We start from the raw sequence: 19,000 nt of genomic DNA, 5'->3' as shown, positions 1-19,000 counted from the left end.
ATTTCACTTCCTAATGCAACAAAAATACTGATTAAATAAAAGTTAGTAGACTAAATTAGTTAACTAATTTAGTTACTTAAAATAAGCTCAACAAACTTGATATTAAAACTAAATAACAGATGTAAGAATATTCTACTCTTTAAATCAAAGCATGCTTTGTTTAACTAAAAGCACTGCTGTTTCGTGCTGCGCATGAACAAAAGAGCTTATTTTTATATCGGCTAGTGCCGCTTTTTCCTCTAAGGTACTCACTTTAACAATTAGATTTGCTTCAGGATAATAATCCAACACAGCTTCACAAATAACTTGTTTATTCGCTACAGAGTTAACCGTAACAATAATACTCTTAGTTTGTTCTACTCGTAACGCTTCCAATACTGGCGCTTTGTCTAAATGGCCAAAATATGCGTTATAGCCACGCTTTCTTGCCAGCAATACATGCTGTAAGTTATCAGAAATAATTAAGAAACTTACGTCTTTATTGCTGAGTTCTTTTGCAACAATTCTACCCAAAATAGCAAAACCACACACAATGGTATGATTAGAGGCTTGAACAGGTGTTATTTTGTCGGATTCAAAAAACTCAACAACAAATATAGCGGCAATTTTATAGATATTACTGACCATAAAGGGCGTTAATATCATTGATAACACAGTGATCAATATTAAAAAGCTGCCAATACTTTCCGACAACAGGTTGTGATTCATTGCCATAGCAAAAATAGCAAACGAAAACTCCCCTACTTGGCATAACGCTACCGCAGATTTTATCGACTCACTTTTATTAGATTTCATTCTGATCAATAGATAAATAATCAATGCCTTTATCAACATAACCAGCGCTAAAACCCCCAACACCCAATGCAGATTACTGACAAAATATAAAACATCAATTTTGGTGCCGATAGCAAAGAAAAACGCCCCTAATAATAAATCTTTATACGACGCTATATCTGACTCAACTTTTATATGAAATTTAGTTTCGGCGATGATCATACCAGCGATAAAGGCGCCTAAAGAATAGGTAAAACCCATTTCATGTGCTAGTAATGACGCGCCCAAAACGATAGTAAACACTGAACTTAAAAAGAGCTCTTCCATACGGGCACTGGCCGAAAAGTGTAATAGCCAAGCAATTAATTTTTTGCCGATAGTAAACATAAAAAGAATAATAACGCCGGCATACAAAAAAGTTTTTAATAATATGTCTGACATCGATAATTCATTATTCGATAAAAAACCCATCAGTAATAAAATAGGGATCACCGCTAGGTCTTGAAATACCAATATAGCGACTGATTTTTTGCCATAAGGCGTAACAATATCTTTTGATTTTTTCAGATAGGGTAAAACGATAGCCGTTGAAGACAAACTAAATGCAAGGGCAATAACTAAAGACGTAATGGGTTCGACATTAAAGATATAAAAGGCCATCGCAAAGATAACCAAGGAACTGAAAGCCACCTGCACAAAACCATTAAAAAATATCAGCTCTTTCATTTTACCTAGTTTAGAAAAAGACATTTCTAAACCTATAGTAAACATAAGAAAAACAATGCCGAACTCGCCAATAAGCTCGAGTGAGTGAGGTGTAGTACTGCCATTAAAGTCGAAAAAGTTACTGACGATGGTGCCAGTAATGATATAGCCAATAATATGCGAAATTGAAAATTTGGTTAATACAATATTTATGACACTAGCAAGCGCTAACGATATAGCAATAATAACAAGTACGGAGTCCATTTGTTCCCTTAAAACTAACCTGATATTTACATCAGCAATTAAAATATACTTGTTTAATTACATGCACATTACAGACCATTAAAATAGTAAAAGTATATTAACATAAAACAAATATATTCATTAAAGTTCAATAACTTAAAATATAATAAAAAATAAAAATGCGGTTAAAAATCACCTTAGCGCCTGATATTGATGCGCCCGCACTAAATCGGTGCATTCAAATGTCTATTTTAGTCATCAATACTGCTCTTATTTATCTATGACTTAAGCGATTCAAGTTTTTAAATAAAATGCCTACAGCAACCATTACTCGTTGCTATGAAGAGTATGTGACGCTAAACATTTTGCGTTAACTTAACTTAAAAATACTCAATTAATTACCTACCTATATTCTTTGGCGCAATTTGTGCAACTTGCCTTTATAACATTGATATACCTCACCGTTTTATAAAAATAATGATAAATAATAATGACAGCTAACGTGCTAACAAAAAACTTAACGACTGTGAAAACAAATAAAAGTGCTTGGCTAGCTAACCTGTTATTAGAGTTTAGTGACACTTCAAACGGCACACAGCTTACCCGCACTGAGCGCAATGGCCCGTTAAGTGTGCAAAAAGCTTTTTATCCTGAAGGGCGTGAATGCGCACATATTTATTTATTGCATCCACCAGCGGGTATTGTGTCGGGTGATGAACTACGAATAAATATTAAGGTAAATCAGCAGGCGCATAGTTTAGTGACTACGCCTGGTGCTAATCGCTTTTACCGTGCTCGTGAAGACCTTTCTATTGGTGACTCTAAACAAGCACAGCACTGCGAGTTATTTTTAGCAGAGCATGCAAAGTGTGAGAATTTTCCACTGGAAACCATTGTTTATGAAGGCGCTGATGGGGTTAATACTGTCGATGTGCATTTAAAAAGCAGCAGTGTTTATTTAGGTTGGGATATTACCTGCTTAGGATTACCACGGTCTGAGCAATTTTTTAAAGATGGTCGATACACCCAGTTAAACCGCGTTTATTGTGACGATACGTTACTTTACCACGATAGAATTTCCATTAAACCTGAGAATAAAATACAGCAACATATAGCCGGATTAAATAACAAAAGTGTGTTTGCCACTTTTATAGCTTATGCGGCAAAAGGTTTAATTAACGATACAGAAAATAAAGCACTTATCGCTAAATTACGTGATGTAGTTATTGAGGATAAAGCAGAACAAAAAATAAGTATTAGCCAAATACGGCAGTTATTAGTCATACGTTATTTAGGTCAACATGGTGAAGAATGTAAAACACTTTTCATTAAATTATGGCAATTAATGAGGCCCTTATATCTTAATAAGCCAGCCAATATCCCACGTATTTGGCATACCTAATTAAGCAGCAAGCACCTAATATATTGATGGTTTTGAAAGCAGATAAAATCGTAAAAATAAAAAATAGAGAAACCTATGGATTTATTACCAAGAGAGAAAGACAAACTACTGATATTCACCGCAGCCTTGCTAGCAGAGCGACGACTCAACCGAGGGTTAAAGTTAAATTACCCTGAAGCAATGGCTTATATTTCAATGGAAATAATTGAAGGTGCGCGTGATGGTAAAACCGTTGCACAGATGATGGATTATGGTCGAACGCTATTAACACGCGAACAAGTAATGGATGGTGTTTCAGAATTAATTCCAGACGTTCAAGTAGAGGCCACATTTCCCGACGGTACTAAACTTGTCACCGTTCACAACCCCATTATTTAGTCCTAACTCGGATACAAGAGAATTACATATGATCCCAGGTGAAATAAAAACTGCCCCAGGTAACCGTGAGCTCAACGTAGGTTGTAAGCAACTAAAAGTTATCGTGGCTAATTCAGGCGACCGACCGATTCAAGTTGGCTCGCATTATCATTTTTATGAAGTTAACCCCGCGCTACATTTTGATCGGGCAGCGGTAAAAGGTTTTCGTTTAGATATCACCTCTGGCACTGCAGTACGTTTTGAACCCGGACAAGAGCGCGAAGTAACATTGATTGCTTTTCGTGGACAGCGCCGCGTATTTGGTTTTCGTGCTGAAATTCAAGGAGATTTATAAACATGGCTAGCATTGATAAAAACGCTTACGCTCATATGTTCGGACCAACAGTTGGCGATCGTGTTCGTTTAGCCGATACCGACTTATGGTTGGAAGTTGAAAAAGATTTTACCGAATACGGTGAAGAAGTTAAGTTTGGTGGCGGAAAAGTTATTCGTGACGGCATGGGTCAAAGCCAGGCCTCGTGTTTTGAAACGGTAGACTTAGTGATCACCAATGCGTTAATTATTGATCACTGGGGCATTGTTAAAGCCGATGTGGGCATTAAAAATGGTCGTATCGCCATCATTGGCAAAGCCGGTAACCCTGATATTCAAGACAATATCGATATTGAAGTAGGAGCCGGCACTGAAGTTATTGCTGGCGAAGGACAAATTCTAACCGCGGGCGGAATTGACGCGCACATTCACTTTATTTGTCCGCAACAAATAGAAGAAGCATTAATGTCAGGTGTCACCACCATGATCGGTGGCGGAACTGGCCCAGCTACAGGCACTAAGGCGACCACCTGTACGCCGGGTCCGTGGAATATTTATAAAATGCTGCAAGCCACTAATGACTTTCCAATGAATTTTGGTTTTTTAGGTAAAGGGAATACTAGTTTACCTCTTGCACTAGAAGAACAAATTGAAGCCGGTGTTTGTGGCTTAAAACTTCATGAAGATTGGGGAACAACACCAGCGTCTATTGATAACTGCTTATCGGTTGCTGAACGTTACGACGTACAAATTGCTATTCACACCGATACCCTAAACGAATCGGGCTTTGTCGAAGATACTTTAGGTGCGTTTAAAGGTCGTACTATTCACACTTATCATACGGAAGGTGCTGGCGGCGGACATTCGCCTGATATTATTAAAGCCTGTGGTGAAGCCAATGTGTTGCCTTCTTCAACCAACCCCACTCGCCCCTACACCATTAATACCATTGACGAACATCTCGATATGTTGATGGTTTGTCACCATTTAGATCCTTCTATCCCAGAAGATATTGCCTTTGCTGATTCACGCATTCGTAAAGAGAGTATTGCGGCAGAAGATATAATGCACGATTTAGGTGCCATCAGTATGATCGCCTCTGACTCGCAAGCGATGGGACGGGTCGGAGAAATGATCACCCGCACTTGGCAAACCGCCCATAAAATGAAACAACAACGTGGGCCATTAGCACCTGATACCGAACGAAACGATAACTTTCGCATAAAGCGCTATATCGCAAAATACACTATAAACCCTGCAATTAGCCACGGCATTAGCCATGAAGTAGGCTCTATAGAAGTCGGTAAATTGGCTGACTTGGTATTATGGAAACCAGCATTTTTTGGTATAAAACCGGCACTAATTTTAAAGTCGGGCTTTATTGCTGCCGCGCCAATGGGCGATGCTAATGCCTCTATTCCTACGCCACAACCTGTTTATTATCGCCCCATGTTTGGTGCCTATGGTAGTGCTCCTGCAAAAACCTCGATGACATTTATGTCACAGGCTTCAATTGATGCCGATGTACCGGCAAGAATAGGTATGACACGTATGGTTGGCGTTTGTAAAAACACCCGAAACATTGGTAAGGACGATATGATCCATAACAGCTGGCAACCCAAAATAGACGTTGATGCCCAAACCTATGAAGTAAGAGCTAATGGCGAACTGTTAACCTGCGAGCCAGCTACTACCCTGCCGTTATCTCAACTTTACTGTTTATTTTAGGAAACTACATGTTAAAAGCTTATGAACGTTTAGATCATACCCATGGTGAAATAGTTGACTCAATCACCTTAGACCAAGACACCCGTAAAAAAGCCCGTATCAAAGGTACAACAGATGGCGGAGCAGACATTGGTATTTTTATGGAACGTGGTCATCCGTTATTAGTCGGCGAAATATTAAAAACAGAATGCGGTTTATTCGTAGAAATTAAAGGCGAAACAGAGCCTGTATCTACTGCAATTGCAACTGACTGGCTGACGTTTTGTAAAGTTTGCTACCACTTAGGGAATCGACATACCTCATTGCAAATTGGAGAGCTTTGGTTGCGCTTTAAACCCGATCACGTTTTAGAAGCCTTAGCCGAAAAATATGGCTTAACCATTGATAAAGCACCCGCTATTTTCGAGCCAGAAAGTGGTGCTTATGGTGGCAAAGGTGGTCATTCTCATGCACATTCTGACAATATCAGTAATGAGAAACATAGCCATGCACATGCCCATGCCCACTAATACAATTAATATTGAACAAAGCAATCAACAGAATATTCAACAGAATATTCAACAGAATATTCAACATAATATTCAACATAATTATCCGATGCAATTAAATCGGCTACTTCAACTGTGTAGCGCCAATTTACCGGTTGGTGGCTTTTCATTCTCACAAGGCTTGGAATACGCGGTAGAAATGGGTTGGTTAACATCACCAGAAACAACCGCAAGTTGGATCGAAATTAATTTAGAAGAATCAATAGCAAAAACTGACTTAGCTATTTTAAAAAGACTATTCAGTGCCCTACATAACAATGACTTAAACGCGTTTGCATACTGGAATACACACTTAATTGCTTGTCGTGAAAGCCATGAACTATTACTCGCTGATTTAGCCATGGGTAAAGCTTTAATAAGGCTGATAAAGCAACTTAACAATATTAACGTTAGTGGCTACCAAGCGATTATCCAGCTAACAGAGATCAGTTTTGTTAGCGCCTTTGCATTGTGTGCTTATGTATTTAAGTTAGACCTAATTTCAGCGCAAAGCGGCTATTGTTGGACCTACATAGATAACCAAGTAGCAGCGGCAACAAAGTTAGTACCGCTTGGGCAAACGCAAGCACAAAACTTATTATTTGAATTAACTGAAAATACACAAGCAATTATCGAAAAATCGAACACTATTGACGATGAAGATATCGGCACCAGTTTACCGCATTTAGCCATGGCAAGTGCTTGGCATGAAACGCAATATTCACGACTTTTTCGTTCGTAAAAACCCAAATTATAAACTTTTAAGAGAAACAAAAATGAAGAAACAAGTTTTACGCATTGGCGTTGGCGGCCCTGTTGGTTCAGGAAAAACAGCTCTACTACGCGAATTATGCTTAGCACTACGTGACAAATATAATATGGCAGTAGTCACCAACGATATATACACACGAGAAGATGCAGAGTTTTTAACCAAAAATGGTGCACTCGCCGCCGATAGAATTATGGGTGTGGAAACAGGTGGATGTCCGCATACTGCTATTCGTGAAGATGCATCAATGAACCTAGCTGCTATCGACGAACTGCAAGCTATGCATCCCAATTTAGATTTTGTTTTAGTCGAAAGTGGTGGTGACAACTTAAGTGCTACTTTTAGCCCCGAACTTTCTGATTTAACTATTTACGTTATTGATGTTTCAGCAGGCGATAAAATCCCGCGTAAAGGTGGCCCAGGTATTACAAAGTCAGACTTATTAATCATTAATAAAATAGATGTCGCTGATTTAGTTGGCGCCTCACTTGAGGTAATGGACCGAGATACCAAAAAAATGCGTGGTGATAAGAAATTCATTTTCTCTAATATGAAAACACAACAAGGTCTAGCTGAGATAATTGCCTTTATTGAAAAAGAAGGCATGTTGAACGTTTAATGTTGCATAAAAAAACAGCACATAAACACATGAAAAATACATTTTAATTTCAAAAAGATTATGAACAAAAAAATTAACAAAATAAGGATTTAATATGAAAATTTTAACGCTATTTATTAGTTATTTAATACTTTTTACCAACCAAGCCTTTGCACATACTGACCACGCTTTAGGGGAAGGCTCTATACATACTTTTTATCATAGTGTGTTTTGGACTATATTTGCCATTGTCGTTTATAAAGCATACACCTGGTTTAAACAGAAGAAATCCAATAAACATTAGATATCAATTATATACCCCCTTCTCGTCATATTTTTCTATCTAAAAAGGGCTAACATTTATAATGTCAGCCCTTTTTCTTTAAAACGCACTGTTCATATTATGAGGTAATATAAATTGCGTTAACTGCAACGCTTTTACTTCAAATGTTAAATGCTTACCTCATCAAACTGAATATAAAAACAAATCCATTATAGCGAACGACGTCACACTCATTAAATGGCTGATAATAGTGTTGTTTACGCTTCATAAAGACAAAACCTAACACCTGCATCATCATTTTCAATGCACAAATTCTAACATCTAACAAAAATCCAGCACTTTACACATTACCTTTTTGGCATTACATTTGGTCACATACTTATTTGCCATTTACTTTTTTTTGGTAATTAAAATTGGTAATAACCAGTTGTTTTTAATATTGAGGTGAAAAAATTGTCTATCTACAAAACTCCACTATATCTATGTATTTTTATACTATTTCTTGGCTGTAAATCATCTAGTTCAGAAGATAAACCAGAGGTGGTAATCGTAGTTGAACCTTCCGTTGAAACCCCAGTTGAGCTACCAAAGCAAGATATTACCTGTTTGGGTTTAGCAAAACTTAATTTCGGTAATGCTACAGCCACTAATGAATTAACTGATTATGTTGCTAGCCGCGTTATCGATGGTAGTTTTTTACCAGAGTCTCGCTGGTCATCACTCGAAACTGATCAACATTTAATTTTAACCTTAGCCGATTTTTCATTAGTTAAAGGTATTTCAATCTCGTGGCTTAATAACGATCAGCGAAGCTACAGTTACGACATTGAAGTATCTAAAGACAATGAAACCTGGACTAGTGTTGTAGCTAATCAAATGACCGATTCGTCAACCACCCGCAGTCAGTTCGTTGAAATACCAGAGCACTCATCACAGTATATAAAAATCATTCCAAAAGGCAGTAATATTGATAACGCCAATAACATTGTTGAAGTTGAAGCGTTTGGTTGCTTAGCCGATGTAAGCTCTTCCATTGAATTAACTGACTGGTATTTAAGTATTCCTGTTGATGAAGCTACGAATACCAAAGCAGAAAGCATTTATGAATCTCGTTTGAATAATGATTACTTTAACGCTCAGTTTTTCTTTTTAAATACCGATGGTGGCTTAGTTTTTAGAGCGCCAATTGAAGGTGCTAAAACCTCTACCAATACAAAATATACTCGTACCGAACTTAGAGAAATGCTAAGGCGCGGTAACACCAACATTAACGTTCAAGGGGTTAATAAAAACAACTGGGTATTTTCAAGCGCGCCTGATAATGATCTTGATGCAGCTGGCGGTGTAGATGGTGAGTTAATCGCTGAATTAGCGGTAAACCATGTCACTGAAACAGGCGATAAATCCCAAGTTGGCCGCGTAATTATCGGTCAAATACATGCAAATAATGACGAACCTATTCGAGTGTATTACCGAAAACTTCCTCAAAATAATAAAGGCTCAATTTATTTAGCCCATGAAATTGAAGGTGGTGATGATATTTATTACGAATTAATTGGTAACCGCTCACAAAGTGCAACCAATCCTGAAAACGGCATAACACTCAATGAACGTTTTGGTTATCAAATCAAAGTAGTAGGTAATTCATTAACCTTAACAATAACAAGAGAAGGTCAAGCCGATGTTTCTCAAACAGTTGACATGACTAACAGCGGGTATGATCAAGGCGGTCAATACATGTACTTTAAAGCCGGTGTATATAATCAAAATAATACCGGAGATGTTAAAGACTATGTGCAGGCAACTTTTTACAAAATTACAAATAGCCACACCGGATACCAAGCTGAATAAAAATATTCGATATAAAGCTTTATTCATTCATAACGGAATTTATTTTCTACTTCATAAGCCGCTTTTATTTATCTGGCTATTTATAAAGTCGAGATAATTAATTGATAGATTTTTTATTGAAGATAATAAAAATATAAATTGGTAATAACAAGTAACATATAGTAAACGAATATAATTACTTATGAGTTATTTAGCACAAAAAAATACGCGCTACACCTTCACTATAGCGCGCATAATTTTTGAACTATATAGTTTAAAACACAATAATTGGTTGACAGATTGGTAAGTTATTGTAAGTATCGGTAACAGTAATGCTTATAGATAAAATGTACTTACAAATATTAATTCTATAAACAACGATTAAAAAATATAATAAAATTTGTCGGGGAGTGACTAAAATGAAAACAAAATTGATATTGGCAATGACAAGCGCATTGGCCTTAACAGCTTGTAATGATGACAGCGTAACAGGCTCAACAGGAAATGCTGTTAGCTATGTAGAAATATCAGGAGACCCTACAACGGGAGAAACATTAACATCGACAATTAGCGATGGTAATGGTTTTGATCCAGCTAACGTAACTTACACTTGGGTTGCTGATAACAAAGTGCTTTCAGGTTCCACTTCGGGCACATACCTCCTTACAGATGCTGATGTTGGCTCTATGATTTCACTCATCGTTAACTACACAGATAATGATGGTTATGCTGAAAAAGCTATTTCAGCAGAAACTGATGTTATTGAAATTCCAGCCGTACCAAGTGCCGGTAGCGTAGCTATTTCAGGTGATGCTTATGTAGACTTTGAGCTTACAGCAATTATTACCGACGAAAATGGCTCTGGCGATACGCCAATTGTTTATGTGTGGATGGCAGATGGCGTTGCAATCGCTGATGCAACCAGCGCTTCATATACATTAACTGAAGCAGAGTTAACTAAAACAATTACCGTTTCTGCAACCTATACAGATAATGATGATTTCCCAGAAGATACCCTGTCAGACCCAACAGCACCGGTTATTGTTAAACCAGCAGATGTTGTAACTAGCCAAGTAGCTAAAATTACTGACACCATGGGTGTTGGCATTGGTGACGGCTCTACTGATACCGGTGAACTTAGATTTAAACTTAGCGATGAAAGTATTGACCCGCTAGTCACTGGCAAGTTGAGCTTATCATTTAGAAAAGAAGCTAACGCCGTTAATAATAACCCTAACGACACTGATACCGACTTTAAAGATGCTTATATAGGTATATTTGGTACTAAAATTAGTACCGGTTATGAACTTGTAGAGTTAAGAGTTAAAGAAGGTAATTATGTAATACGTGGCCAAGAAGGTACTGTTGATACTGACGCTACTTTCACAGGTGAAGAATGGGTTGATATTGATATCACTTGGGATGCAACAAATGCTAGTGCTTCAGTAGCACCGTTAATTACCCTTTCAATTAATGGCACTCCTGTTTCAGCAGACCCATTCCCAACTTATGATAGTGGAAAATCAGATGGCAGTTTAGGCACTCACTTTGAAACTATTATGAATGGTGTTCAGCATATGACATTCAGATTAGGTGACAATGACGCGACCGTTGCAACTGCATTTTACCTAGATGACATTAAATTGTACTCTGACGTTGCAGGCACAGCAGAAGTATTTGCAGATGACTTTGAAGGCTTTGCAGTCGATGACTCACTTGATACAGACAACAGTGCATCACCGTATAATAGCTCAACTAATGAAGCTGTGGTTGCAGAAGTGACAAGAGAAGGTGCTGTAGTTGCTGACCCTGCTGATCCGCCAGCCGATCCACCAGTAGATAACTTTCAAGTAGCTAAAATCACAGATACCATGGGCGTAGGTATTGGCGATGGTTCTACTGATACGGGTGAACTTAGATTCAAACTTAGCGATGAAAGTATTTCACCGTTAGATATCGGTAAACTTAGCGTATCATTTAGAAAAGAAGCAAACGCCGTTAATAATAACCCTAACGACACTGATACCGACTTTAAAGATGCCTATATTGGTATATTTGGTAGTAAAGTGAGTACAGGTTATGAACTAGTTGAATTAAGAGTTAAAGAAGGTAACTATGTAATTCGTGGCCAAGAAGGTACGGTTGATACCGATGCAACATTCACAGGTGATGAGTGGGTTGATATCGATATTACATGGGATGCCAGCAACGCAAGTGCTACTGTAGCACCGCTAATTACTTTATCGATTAATGGTACACCTGTTTCAGCAGATGCTTTTCCAACTTATGATAGTGGTAAATCAGATGGTACTTTAGGTACCCACTTTGAAACTATCATGGACGGCGTTCAGTACTTAGTTTTTAGAATTGGCGATAATGATGCAACTGTAGCAACTGCATTTTATATCGACGACATTAAGCTATATTCTGATTTAGAAGGTACTACAGAAGTATTTTCAGATCACTTTGAAAGTACAAATTATGCTGTAGGTGGTTCTCTTGATACCGACAACCCTGCTTCACCTTATAACAGCTCTACAAACGAAGCCGTAGTCGCTGATAGATTATAAGTAAATAACAAGTTTAAATAGCAATATTCAAACTTGATGAAATAGCGCTAATTATAGCGCTATTTTTTTGTGAAGATTTATTGGTTAAGTCTACTTTAATAAGTATTATCCCTAAATATAAAAGGTAAACAAAATGCTGTCTCCTATTAAAAGCCTATTGAGCATTACGTTAATTTTAGCTTTAAGCGGGCAAGGTTATCTGCAAGCTGCAGAAATAAAAAACAGTCGAAATGAAACAGTATCACTCGATGCCAATGCTAGACCAGCAGATAACTTTGACTTATCAGACTGGAGCATCAGCTTACCCGTTGATACCAACAAAGATGGTATTGCTGATAATGTGCCAGAAAGTTACCTAGTGAAAGGTTTATCTATAAAGCCATTATTCTATACCGCAGATGACGGCGGAATGGTTTTTACCGCACCAATCCAAGGACCAAAAACCTCTAAAAACACTAAGTATACCCGCAGTGAATTAAGAGAAATGCTTCGCAAAGGCGACCTTAGAGTAAAAACTAAAGGTATAACCGAAAATAACTGGGTGTTTAGTACAGCAAGGCGTAATGTAAAAAAGAAATCTGGCGGAGTTGATGGCACATTAGACGCAACATTAGCCGTTAATCATGTCACCACCACGGGTGATGACAAGCAAGTGGGTCGTGTGATTATAGGCCAAATTCATGCAACAAAAGATGAACCTGTTCGACTTTATTACCGCAAGTTACCCAATAACGACAAAGGCGTAATTTACATGGCTCACGAGCCGTTAAAAGGTAACGGCAAAGAACAGTGGTATAACCTTATTGGTTCTCGTGCCAGCAATGCAGATAATCCTGAAGACGGCATTGCCCTTAACGAAGTGTTTAGTTATCGAATCAATGTGGTTGGTGACAAATTAACCGTTACCATTATTCGCCAAGGAAAAGCCGACATCGTACAAGAAGTAGATATGAGTAGCAGCGGCTATGATAAAAGCGATCAATATATGTACTTCAAAGCTGGGGTTTATAATCAAAATAACTCAGGTGAACCAAACGACTATGTTCAAGCAACCTTCTACCAGTTAGAAAATAGTCATAACTAGTCAGTCGTATAATATTAGCTGTATACATAAAAAAACACGTTTAGTTATCAACTAATACGTGTTTTTTTTTGGTATCGCTATCAGTATTTAACTCGTCAATTAACGCTACATTTACTAGCGTTTTTATATCATATTAACCTGCAGGCTTTTTATTTAATGCCGCTAGCAAAATTTAATAACACAATACATGCAACGGGCTTATCGTTTTATCGTTTTATCGTTTTAAGTAGTGATTAAAATCGACGTCACTACAGCCTAATAACACTTTAGTGCGATTGACCCCACCTAACCTCTTCAAAATTAAATAAACATGTGACTTAACCGTACTTTCACCAATATATAGATTAGAAAAAATAGTAAATAAGGCACAGACCATGATTCATCGCGATTAAATGACGATAGTAAATAATGTTCTATCGTTATTTCAGTCGATAAATTTATAATATTAATGACAAGTCGTATTTATTAGATAGGAAAATTGATACAACACAGAAAACAAATATTATAATAAACATCCAAGCTAATAAATTGACCGCCATTTTACTACTAGTTTAGTAAGTGTTACTCGATTTATTTAACCTACAACGTATTACTAACAATAACTTCTTATATTTATGTTTAAAAAACTTATTAATGCTCTTTTTAAAAAGAAAGCTTCTAACACTGCTAATTTATACTATTTTGAAAATCTTAAAAATAAGGAAGTTACAAAAGAAGAAATTCAGCACAACAACAACAACACAAATAACATAGATAACATAGATAACATAGATAACATAGATAACAAACCTTTCCGCTACTACTCGTTTGAGGAGGAATACCAACAAGCTTTTTATGATTATTTGTTTGGTATGCCTAACAGCTTTACATCATCACATAATGACGAGTTATCTGAGTTCATTTCTGATAAAGTTGAAAGCTTATTACTCAACCCAAAACTAATCCTCGACGCACTACCAATTCTGCCAATATCGTTATCGAAAATAATTGAACAATTAAATAATGACGATTTTGATGCCGACACACTTATTTCATTAATTCAGCAAGAGCCGGCCATAGCAGCAAAAGTAATAGAGCTAGCCAATTCAACTTACTATAACCGTAGCAGCAAAGAAATTAACGACTTAAAATCAGCGTTTATGGTACTTGGGATAAAGGGTCTTTCAGAAGGTGTTATTAACGGCTTTGTAAATAAACTTGTGCCACAATCAAGTATTTATTTTCGCCAGTATGGCCAAAAAATATGGCAGCATAGCTTGTCTACGGGAGTTAACGCTAAAACACTAGTAGCGAAGTCTAAAATTAAAAACGATGCAGCTCAAGCCTACTTTATTGGTCTAATATCCAATTTAGGCGACGTTATTATTTACCAACTAATGATTGATGCGTTTGCGGTTGTTCATCCTGATTGCCAACCTAATTCGACATTATTTAAAAATATCATGGCGAAAAATTCAAAAAAGCTCACCTACTTTATCGCCAAGCATTGGAACTTTCCATCTTCGATACTGGAAGTTTTAGCGTTACAAACAAAAGTAAAACGCGCAGCACTGTTGCCGGCACTACATAAAAAACTTCCTATTGCTTGTTACGTTTATGAAGCAAAACTCATCAGTGAGTTGCAGCTGAGAATGGCTCAAGAAACGCTTGATGATGAATACATTAAAGAAGTTAAAACATCGTTACTATTCACTAGTGAAGCGATTGATTATTTGAACTTGCTTATAAATGAAAATAAATAGAAAAGCTAACTAAAGCAGCTTTGGAGCTATCCCTTATCCGGTACGATTATGAAACCCTATTGAGTTTAAAAGGTTAGTTACGTAAAAATGTATCATGTAAGGAACATATAAATAGAATTAACTCTAATGCACATAAATAAATTACTCGTCAATGGAAGTAGACATAAGTACTAACGGTTATGATAAAAATCGACCAGTCTATGTATTTTATAGCTTGGATTTATATCAAACTTCACTTGCCGTAGTTAAACACAGTAACATTATACATTGAGCAAAACAGTTCATGCTAAGTCATGCTAAACATGTATCTATTTAACGTTTTAAGTATTGATTAAAATCAACATCGCTGCAGCCTAATACCACTTTAACGCGATTAGACGCACCCAATTTTTTCAAAATTGAGGAAACGTGTGACTTAACCGTAGTTTCAGAAATATGTAAATTAAAACCAATTTGTTTATTAGCTTCACCTTTCGTTAAATGTTTTAACACAATTAATTCACGGCGAGTTAATAAGGAGATATTTTCGGGGGCAACTTGAAATTCTTTTTTAGTATTAGAGTCGTTGACTTGTGAGCGCATAATATCTGACGGTAAATATACATTACCTTGAAAAACACTTTCTATCGCTTCGCCAATAACATCTTTTGAGGACGACTTCGAAATAAAACCGACAGCACCATAAGAAATAGTTTGTAATATTTTCTGCTTTTCTTGCTCTGCCGATACAATAACAACCGGTGTTGTCGGACATTCGTTACGAATATCTAACAAACCGTTAAGGCTCGACATACCTGGCATATTCAAGTCTAAAAGTATTAAATCAATATCATCATTTTCTTTAACAAATGCTAAAGTAGATTCAACGTCCTCGGTTTCATAGGTGGTTGAACCCGGAAATTTTATACCTATAATATTAACGATTGCATCTCTAAAAAGCGGATGATCATCTGCAACCAAAATTTTATACATAAAGGAAACTACCGTAAAATGAATGAGCTAGCTAACCATAGCAGGTTATTAGAAACTATTTAACCCTCCTAAAGTTGGAGAAAGCTCATCTTTTAGGTTGCACCTCATTAAAATAATAAATACCAGCCGGATTTTAGAACTGGTATCTATCTTTGTAAGCCTTTTAAATGAACCTAATCTTATGCATATTCGTTGATTAGAAAGTGATCACTGAACCAATGGCGAAGGTATCGTTATCTTCACCTATTAACGAATTAGAGACATCGGCTTCGGTATTGTTATATTCAAAAACAAGCGTTAAGCCTGGGCGCAATGTTCTAAAGTAGGCAACACCGGTATTAGTATGTGTTGCATCTAACACACTGCCAGTATTTTTTACTTCAGATTCACCGTAAGTTACTACAAAGCGATTTGCTTCCATCGTGTAAGACGCTTGCATTAAGTAACCGTCAGATTCAATGGCATCGTTACCAACAATATTATCTAGTCCGGCAACATATCCTAAACCTTCTGAGCTAAAGCCTGAGGCTGTAATTGATAAACCGCCAAACTTAATATTAGCACCATAACCTATACCTGACTGATCTTGTTCTGCACCGCCAGCTTCACTCGACTGCGTAACACCACTTACCCATGCTTTTAGTGTTGTATCATCAATACTGGTTGTATACATCAGTTCAGCTTCAAAGCGAGGTAAGTCTTCTGAAGAATCAGCACCAGTTTTATTGGGGTCCATAATACCAACCGCTAATTTAAAACCATTCATATCTGGCGAACGATAGGTAATTTGTGACTTTGGTGCAGGATAAGTATAACCGGTACTGATATTACCAAACGAAACATTACCACCATCAACCAAGCCAAAAAAATCTGACGTTTGGCCATAACCTAACAATAATTCATCACCTAAAATATTAGCTCTGTTGAAAAGGCCAAAATCTTTACCTAATAAAACTTCACCCCAATCACCGCTCACTGTGCCGTAGAACTGTCTTACGTCAATCAAAGATCCGGTACCTAAGTCAGCAGGTGATGCATCGCGGCTTTGATCAGAGTCATTAATAGAAACCCAAAACGAAGAGCGCATACCAATTTTTATATCAGACAATTGGTTAGAAAAATTAAAACCAATGTTATTAGGCAAGAAACCCATGCGAACACGAGACTGGTCGCGGTCACTCACGTTACCGCTAGCATCTGTAGCTTCAACCGAGCTGTTTACATAGAATACATTTACTAACCCGTCAGCACTAAATGACATACCGTCATTTTCATAAATTTCAACAGCGGCGCTGCTGTTAAATGCGGTCATAGATAATGCGGCGGTGATCAAGCTTACTTTAAATAGTTTAGTCATTTCATGCTTCCGGTTTTTTATTATAAATGTGTAGTTATAATAAAAAAATCCCCAGTAAATAAAATGAGTCAACTTAACCAAATAAACTGCCCTTTAGTCGTAAGCGAAAGGTGTAATGCTTTAGGATGATCAAGGAGGATAAAATTTTATCTAATGCCTTTAGTTAGCTATGTTATAGCTCGCTAAAAACCATAGCAGGATGTAATAAACAGGTTTAACATTAGCCAGCAAAATTGATTACACTAGCTGCTGTTTTTATTTAACTTTTTTAACCTTTACCCTTATTGATGTAGCGAATGGCAAACCGCACTAACAACCAAGTAGAAAGCAAAATAATCGGTACCGCAAACCCTTTTACCATCACTTTATTAACCGAAAATCCTGACAGTTTCATTGCATTTAATACATAATCTAGCAAGCCCATTAAATAGTAAGCCATTGCTGCAATAGAAACCCCTTCAACCATTTGCTGCAGGCGCAATTGTACTACACCACGTTGATTAATAGCCGAGAGTAGTTGTTGATTTTGTTGCTCAATAGTTAGGTCAACTCGAGTTCTTAATAAGCTACTTGCGCGAGCAATACGCCGAGTTAGGTCTTCTAATCGAACAGACAGTGCCTGACAGGTGCGAATACCCGGGCTTAGCCTGCGGGTAACAAATTCATTGATTCGTTCAGTACCAGCGATATCAGTCTCTTTTAACTGCTTTAATCGAGAACACACTAATTCATAGTAGGCATTGGTAGCACTAAAACGGTAACTAATATCAGCAATAAGTTGTTCGGTTTTACCTGCTAGCTCTGAAAGTTTGTCGAGCATTTCGCCATCATTAACTTTATCGCTATCCGCCATTTGCTGATTGATGGCCACTAAATCGTTTTCCATTTTCGCCACTTTAGGCGATAACGAACGAGCAATAGGTAAACTGAGCAACGCCATCATTTGGTAAGTTTCAATTTCTAACATTCGTTGTATCAAGCGCCCTGCTTGGTAACTATTGAGCAACTTACTTTGAATAAGAATGCGGCTAAAGCCATCACTGTGTAACTTGAATGAAGTATAAACATTGGCGCGATCCCCTGCGACATTACTACCGAGTACTTGGTGCCCTTCAAAGGCATGATAAAGCGCTTGCTCCGAAATTTCTGCTTCATGCATCACTAAATTTACCGCGCTTACAAGCTCACCTATAATATTATCAAACCACTCTTGAGGTAAAAACTCAGTTGCATAACCATCAAAAAGCGACTTACCCAACCCTTTACGAATAAAGCTATAGCTTGAAAACTCCAAATGACGCTCCCAACGAAGCTCAAAACCACCAAAATCTTGATAATAACAACTTGCCTCACATGTTGGAGGATTAACATTGTAGCGTTGACATAAGGTGTATATTTGCTGATATTCTAAATCACGCTCCTGCTCCGTTATTCGCACAGCCAGATGGGTAATTGACGTGGGCACATTTACTTGAGGAGATGGTCTATTATGAAGCTCTTGCGATATTTGCTGTCGCAATGGTGAAACCACAATATTGGCTCGCTCATAATTAACGGCGTTAGCGTTTGCTGTTAATAAGTTTGGGTGCACTGATTTTCTCCAAAAAATTTAAACAATTCGTTCAACCAGTAAACTATAAGCGTTTTGGTGCATGACAATATGCCACGTATAAATCATGAAACAGTACGGCCAAACTAGAACCGTACTGTTGAGACTATCAATATC

General features: G+C 37.3%; 15 protein-coding genes. 11 read left to right on the top strand and 4 right to left on the bottom strand.

Annotated elements, in window-relative coordinates:
- Positions 1–144: 144 nt before the first annotated feature.
- Entirely contained in the window at positions 145–1,743 is a 1,599-nt protein-coding gene (locus DBO93_RS06635) for a cation:proton antiporter (protein WP_108455611.1), read from the bottom strand.
- 469 nt (positions 1,744–2,212) lie between these two features.
- Here DBO93_RS06635 and DBO93_RS06630 point away from each other — a divergent pair, with 469 nt between their 5' ends.
- The 11 genes from DBO93_RS06630 to DBO93_RS06570 all read left to right on the top strand — a co-directional run bounded on the left by DBO93_RS06630 (position 2,213) and on the right by DBO93_RS06570 (position 14,945).
- Complete coding sequence (locus DBO93_RS06630) at positions 2,213–3,124, top strand: urease accessory protein UreD (RefSeq protein WP_108455610.1); 912 nt, start codon at positions 2,213–2,215, stop codon at positions 3,122–3,124.
- Positions 3,125–3,199: 75 nt separating this feature from the next.
- On the top strand, positions 3,200–3,502 hold the full coding sequence (locus DBO93_RS06625) for an urease subunit gamma (RefSeq protein WP_108455609.1): 303 nt from the start codon (positions 3,200–3,202) through the stop codon (positions 3,500–3,502).
- Positions 3,503–3,530: 28 nt separating this feature from the next.
- Positions 3,531–3,836, top strand: coding sequence for an urease subunit beta (locus DBO93_RS06620; RefSeq protein WP_108455608.1), 306 nt, complete (start codon positions 3,531–3,533; stop codon positions 3,834–3,836).
- A gap of 2 nt (positions 3,837–3,838) precedes the next feature.
- Positions 3,839–5,542, top strand: coding sequence for an urease subunit alpha (gene ureC / locus DBO93_RS06615; RefSeq protein WP_108455607.1), 1,704 nt, complete (start codon positions 3,839–3,841; stop codon positions 5,540–5,542).
- A gap of 8 nt (positions 5,543–5,550) precedes the next feature.
- Positions 5,551–6,051: an urease accessory protein UreE gene (locus DBO93_RS06610; RefSeq protein ID WP_108455606.1), complete on the top strand. Its 501-nt coding sequence runs from the start codon at positions 5,551–5,553 to the stop codon at positions 6,049–6,051.
- Positions 6,041–6,811: an urease accessory UreF family protein gene (locus DBO93_RS06605; protein ID WP_108457776.1), complete on the top strand. Its 771-nt coding sequence runs from the start codon at positions 6,041–6,043 to the stop codon at positions 6,809–6,811. Before DBO93_RS06610 ends, DBO93_RS06605 begins: the two co-directional genes overlap by 11 nt.
- Before the next feature lie 34 nt (positions 6,812–6,845).
- Complete coding sequence (gene ureG, locus DBO93_RS06600; protein WP_108457775.1) at positions 6,846–7,457, top strand: urease accessory protein UreG; 612 nt, start codon at positions 6,846–6,848, stop codon at positions 7,455–7,457.
- A gap of 715 nt (positions 7,458–8,172) precedes the next feature.
- Positions 8,173–9,570 carry a polysaccharide lyase family 7 protein gene (locus tag DBO93_RS06590; RefSeq protein ID WP_162533736.1) on the top strand — a complete coding sequence of 466 codons (1,398 nt, stop codon included), beginning with the start codon at positions 8,173–8,175 and terminating at the stop codon, positions 9,568–9,570.
- A gap of 398 nt (positions 9,571–9,968) precedes the next feature.
- Positions 9,969–12,119, top strand: a complete 2,151-nt coding sequence (locus DBO93_RS06585) for a hypothetical protein (RefSeq protein WP_108455604.1) — start codon at positions 9,969–9,971, stop codon at positions 12,117–12,119.
- Positions 12,120–12,252: 133 nt separating this feature from the next.
- On the top strand, positions 12,253–13,203 hold the full coding sequence (locus DBO93_RS06580) for a polysaccharide lyase family 7 protein (RefSeq protein WP_108455603.1): 951 nt from the start codon (positions 12,253–12,255) through the stop codon (positions 13,201–13,203).
- A gap of 614 nt (positions 13,204–13,817) precedes the next feature.
- A complete protein-coding gene (locus DBO93_RS06570; protein ID WP_108455602.1) occupies positions 13,818–14,945 on the top strand; it encodes an HDOD domain-containing protein in 1,128 nt (375 codons plus the stop codon).
- A 312-nt stretch (positions 14,946–15,257) separates the two neighbouring features.
- Here the strand turns inward: DBO93_RS06570 and DBO93_RS06565 are convergent, their stop codons facing one another.
- The 3 genes from DBO93_RS06565 to DBO93_RS06555 all read right to left on the bottom strand — a co-directional run bounded on the left by DBO93_RS06565 (position 15,258) and on the right by DBO93_RS06555 (position 18,865).
- Complete coding sequence (locus tag DBO93_RS06565; protein ID WP_108455601.1) at positions 15,258–15,917, bottom strand: response regulator transcription factor; 660 nt, start codon at positions 15,915–15,917, stop codon at positions 15,258–15,260.
- Positions 15,918–16,113: 196 nt separating this feature from the next.
- A complete protein-coding gene (locus DBO93_RS06560; RefSeq protein ID WP_108455600.1) occupies positions 16,114–17,274 on the bottom strand; it encodes a porin in 1,161 nt (386 codons plus the stop codon).
- Between the two features lie 268 nt (positions 17,275–17,542).
- Positions 17,543–18,865, bottom strand: coding sequence for a DUF3422 domain-containing protein (locus DBO93_RS06555; RefSeq protein WP_108455599.1), 1,323 nt, complete (start codon positions 18,863–18,865; stop codon positions 17,543–17,545).
- Positions 18,866–19,000: the final 135 nt, after the last annotated feature.

This window comes from Colwellia sp. Arc7-D, assembly GCF_003061515.1.
GTDB lineage: Bacteria > Pseudomonadota > Gammaproteobacteria > Enterobacterales > Alteromonadaceae > Cognaticolwellia.
This window is presented reverse-complemented; position numbering and strand designations above follow the sequence as displayed.

Bases quoted from the DNA above. Each gene is read 5' to 3' on its own strand.
- DBO93_RS06630 (WP_108455610.1), top strand. From the start codon at position 2,213: ATGACAGCTAACGTGCTAACAAAAAACTTAACGACTGTGAAAACAAAT.
- DBO93_RS06570 (WP_108455602.1), top strand. From the start codon at position 13,818: ATGTTTAAAAAACTTATTAATGCTCTTTTTAAAAAGAAAGCTTCTAAC.
- DBO93_RS06565 (WP_108455601.1), bottom strand. From the start codon at position 15,917: ATGTATAAAATTTTGGTTGCAGATGATCATCCGCTTTTTAGAGATGCA.
- ureC (WP_108455607.1), top strand. From the start codon at position 3,839: ATGGCTAGCATTGATAAAAACGCTTACGCTCATATGTTCGGACCAACA.
- DBO93_RS06560 (WP_108455600.1), bottom strand. From the start codon at position 17,274: ATGACTAAACTATTTAAAGTAAGCTTGATCACCGCCGCATTATCTATG.
- DBO93_RS06635 (WP_108455611.1), bottom strand. From the start codon at position 1,743: ATGGACTCCGTACTTGTTATTATTGCTATATCGTTAGCGCTTGCTAGT.
- DBO93_RS06605 (WP_108457776.1), top strand. From the start codon at position 6,041: ATGCCCACTAATACAATTAATATTGAACAAAGCAATCAACAGAATATT.
- DBO93_RS06610 (WP_108455606.1), top strand. From the start codon at position 5,551: ATGTTAAAAGCTTATGAACGTTTAGATCATACCCATGGTGAAATAGTT.
- DBO93_RS06620 (WP_108455608.1), top strand. From the start codon at position 3,531: ATGATCCCAGGTGAAATAAAAACTGCCCCAGGTAACCGTGAGCTCAAC.
- DBO93_RS06580 (WP_108455603.1), top strand. From the start codon at position 12,253: ATGCTGTCTCCTATTAAAAGCCTATTGAGCATTACGTTAATTTTAGCT.
- DBO93_RS06625 (WP_108455609.1), top strand. From the start codon at position 3,200: ATGGATTTATTACCAAGAGAGAAAGACAAACTACTGATATTCACCGCA.
- ureG (WP_108457775.1), top strand. From the start codon at position 6,846: ATGAAGAAACAAGTTTTACGCATTGGCGTTGGCGGCCCTGTTGGTTCA.
- DBO93_RS06585 (WP_108455604.1), top strand. From the start codon at position 9,969: ATGAAAACAAAATTGATATTGGCAATGACAAGCGCATTGGCCTTAACA.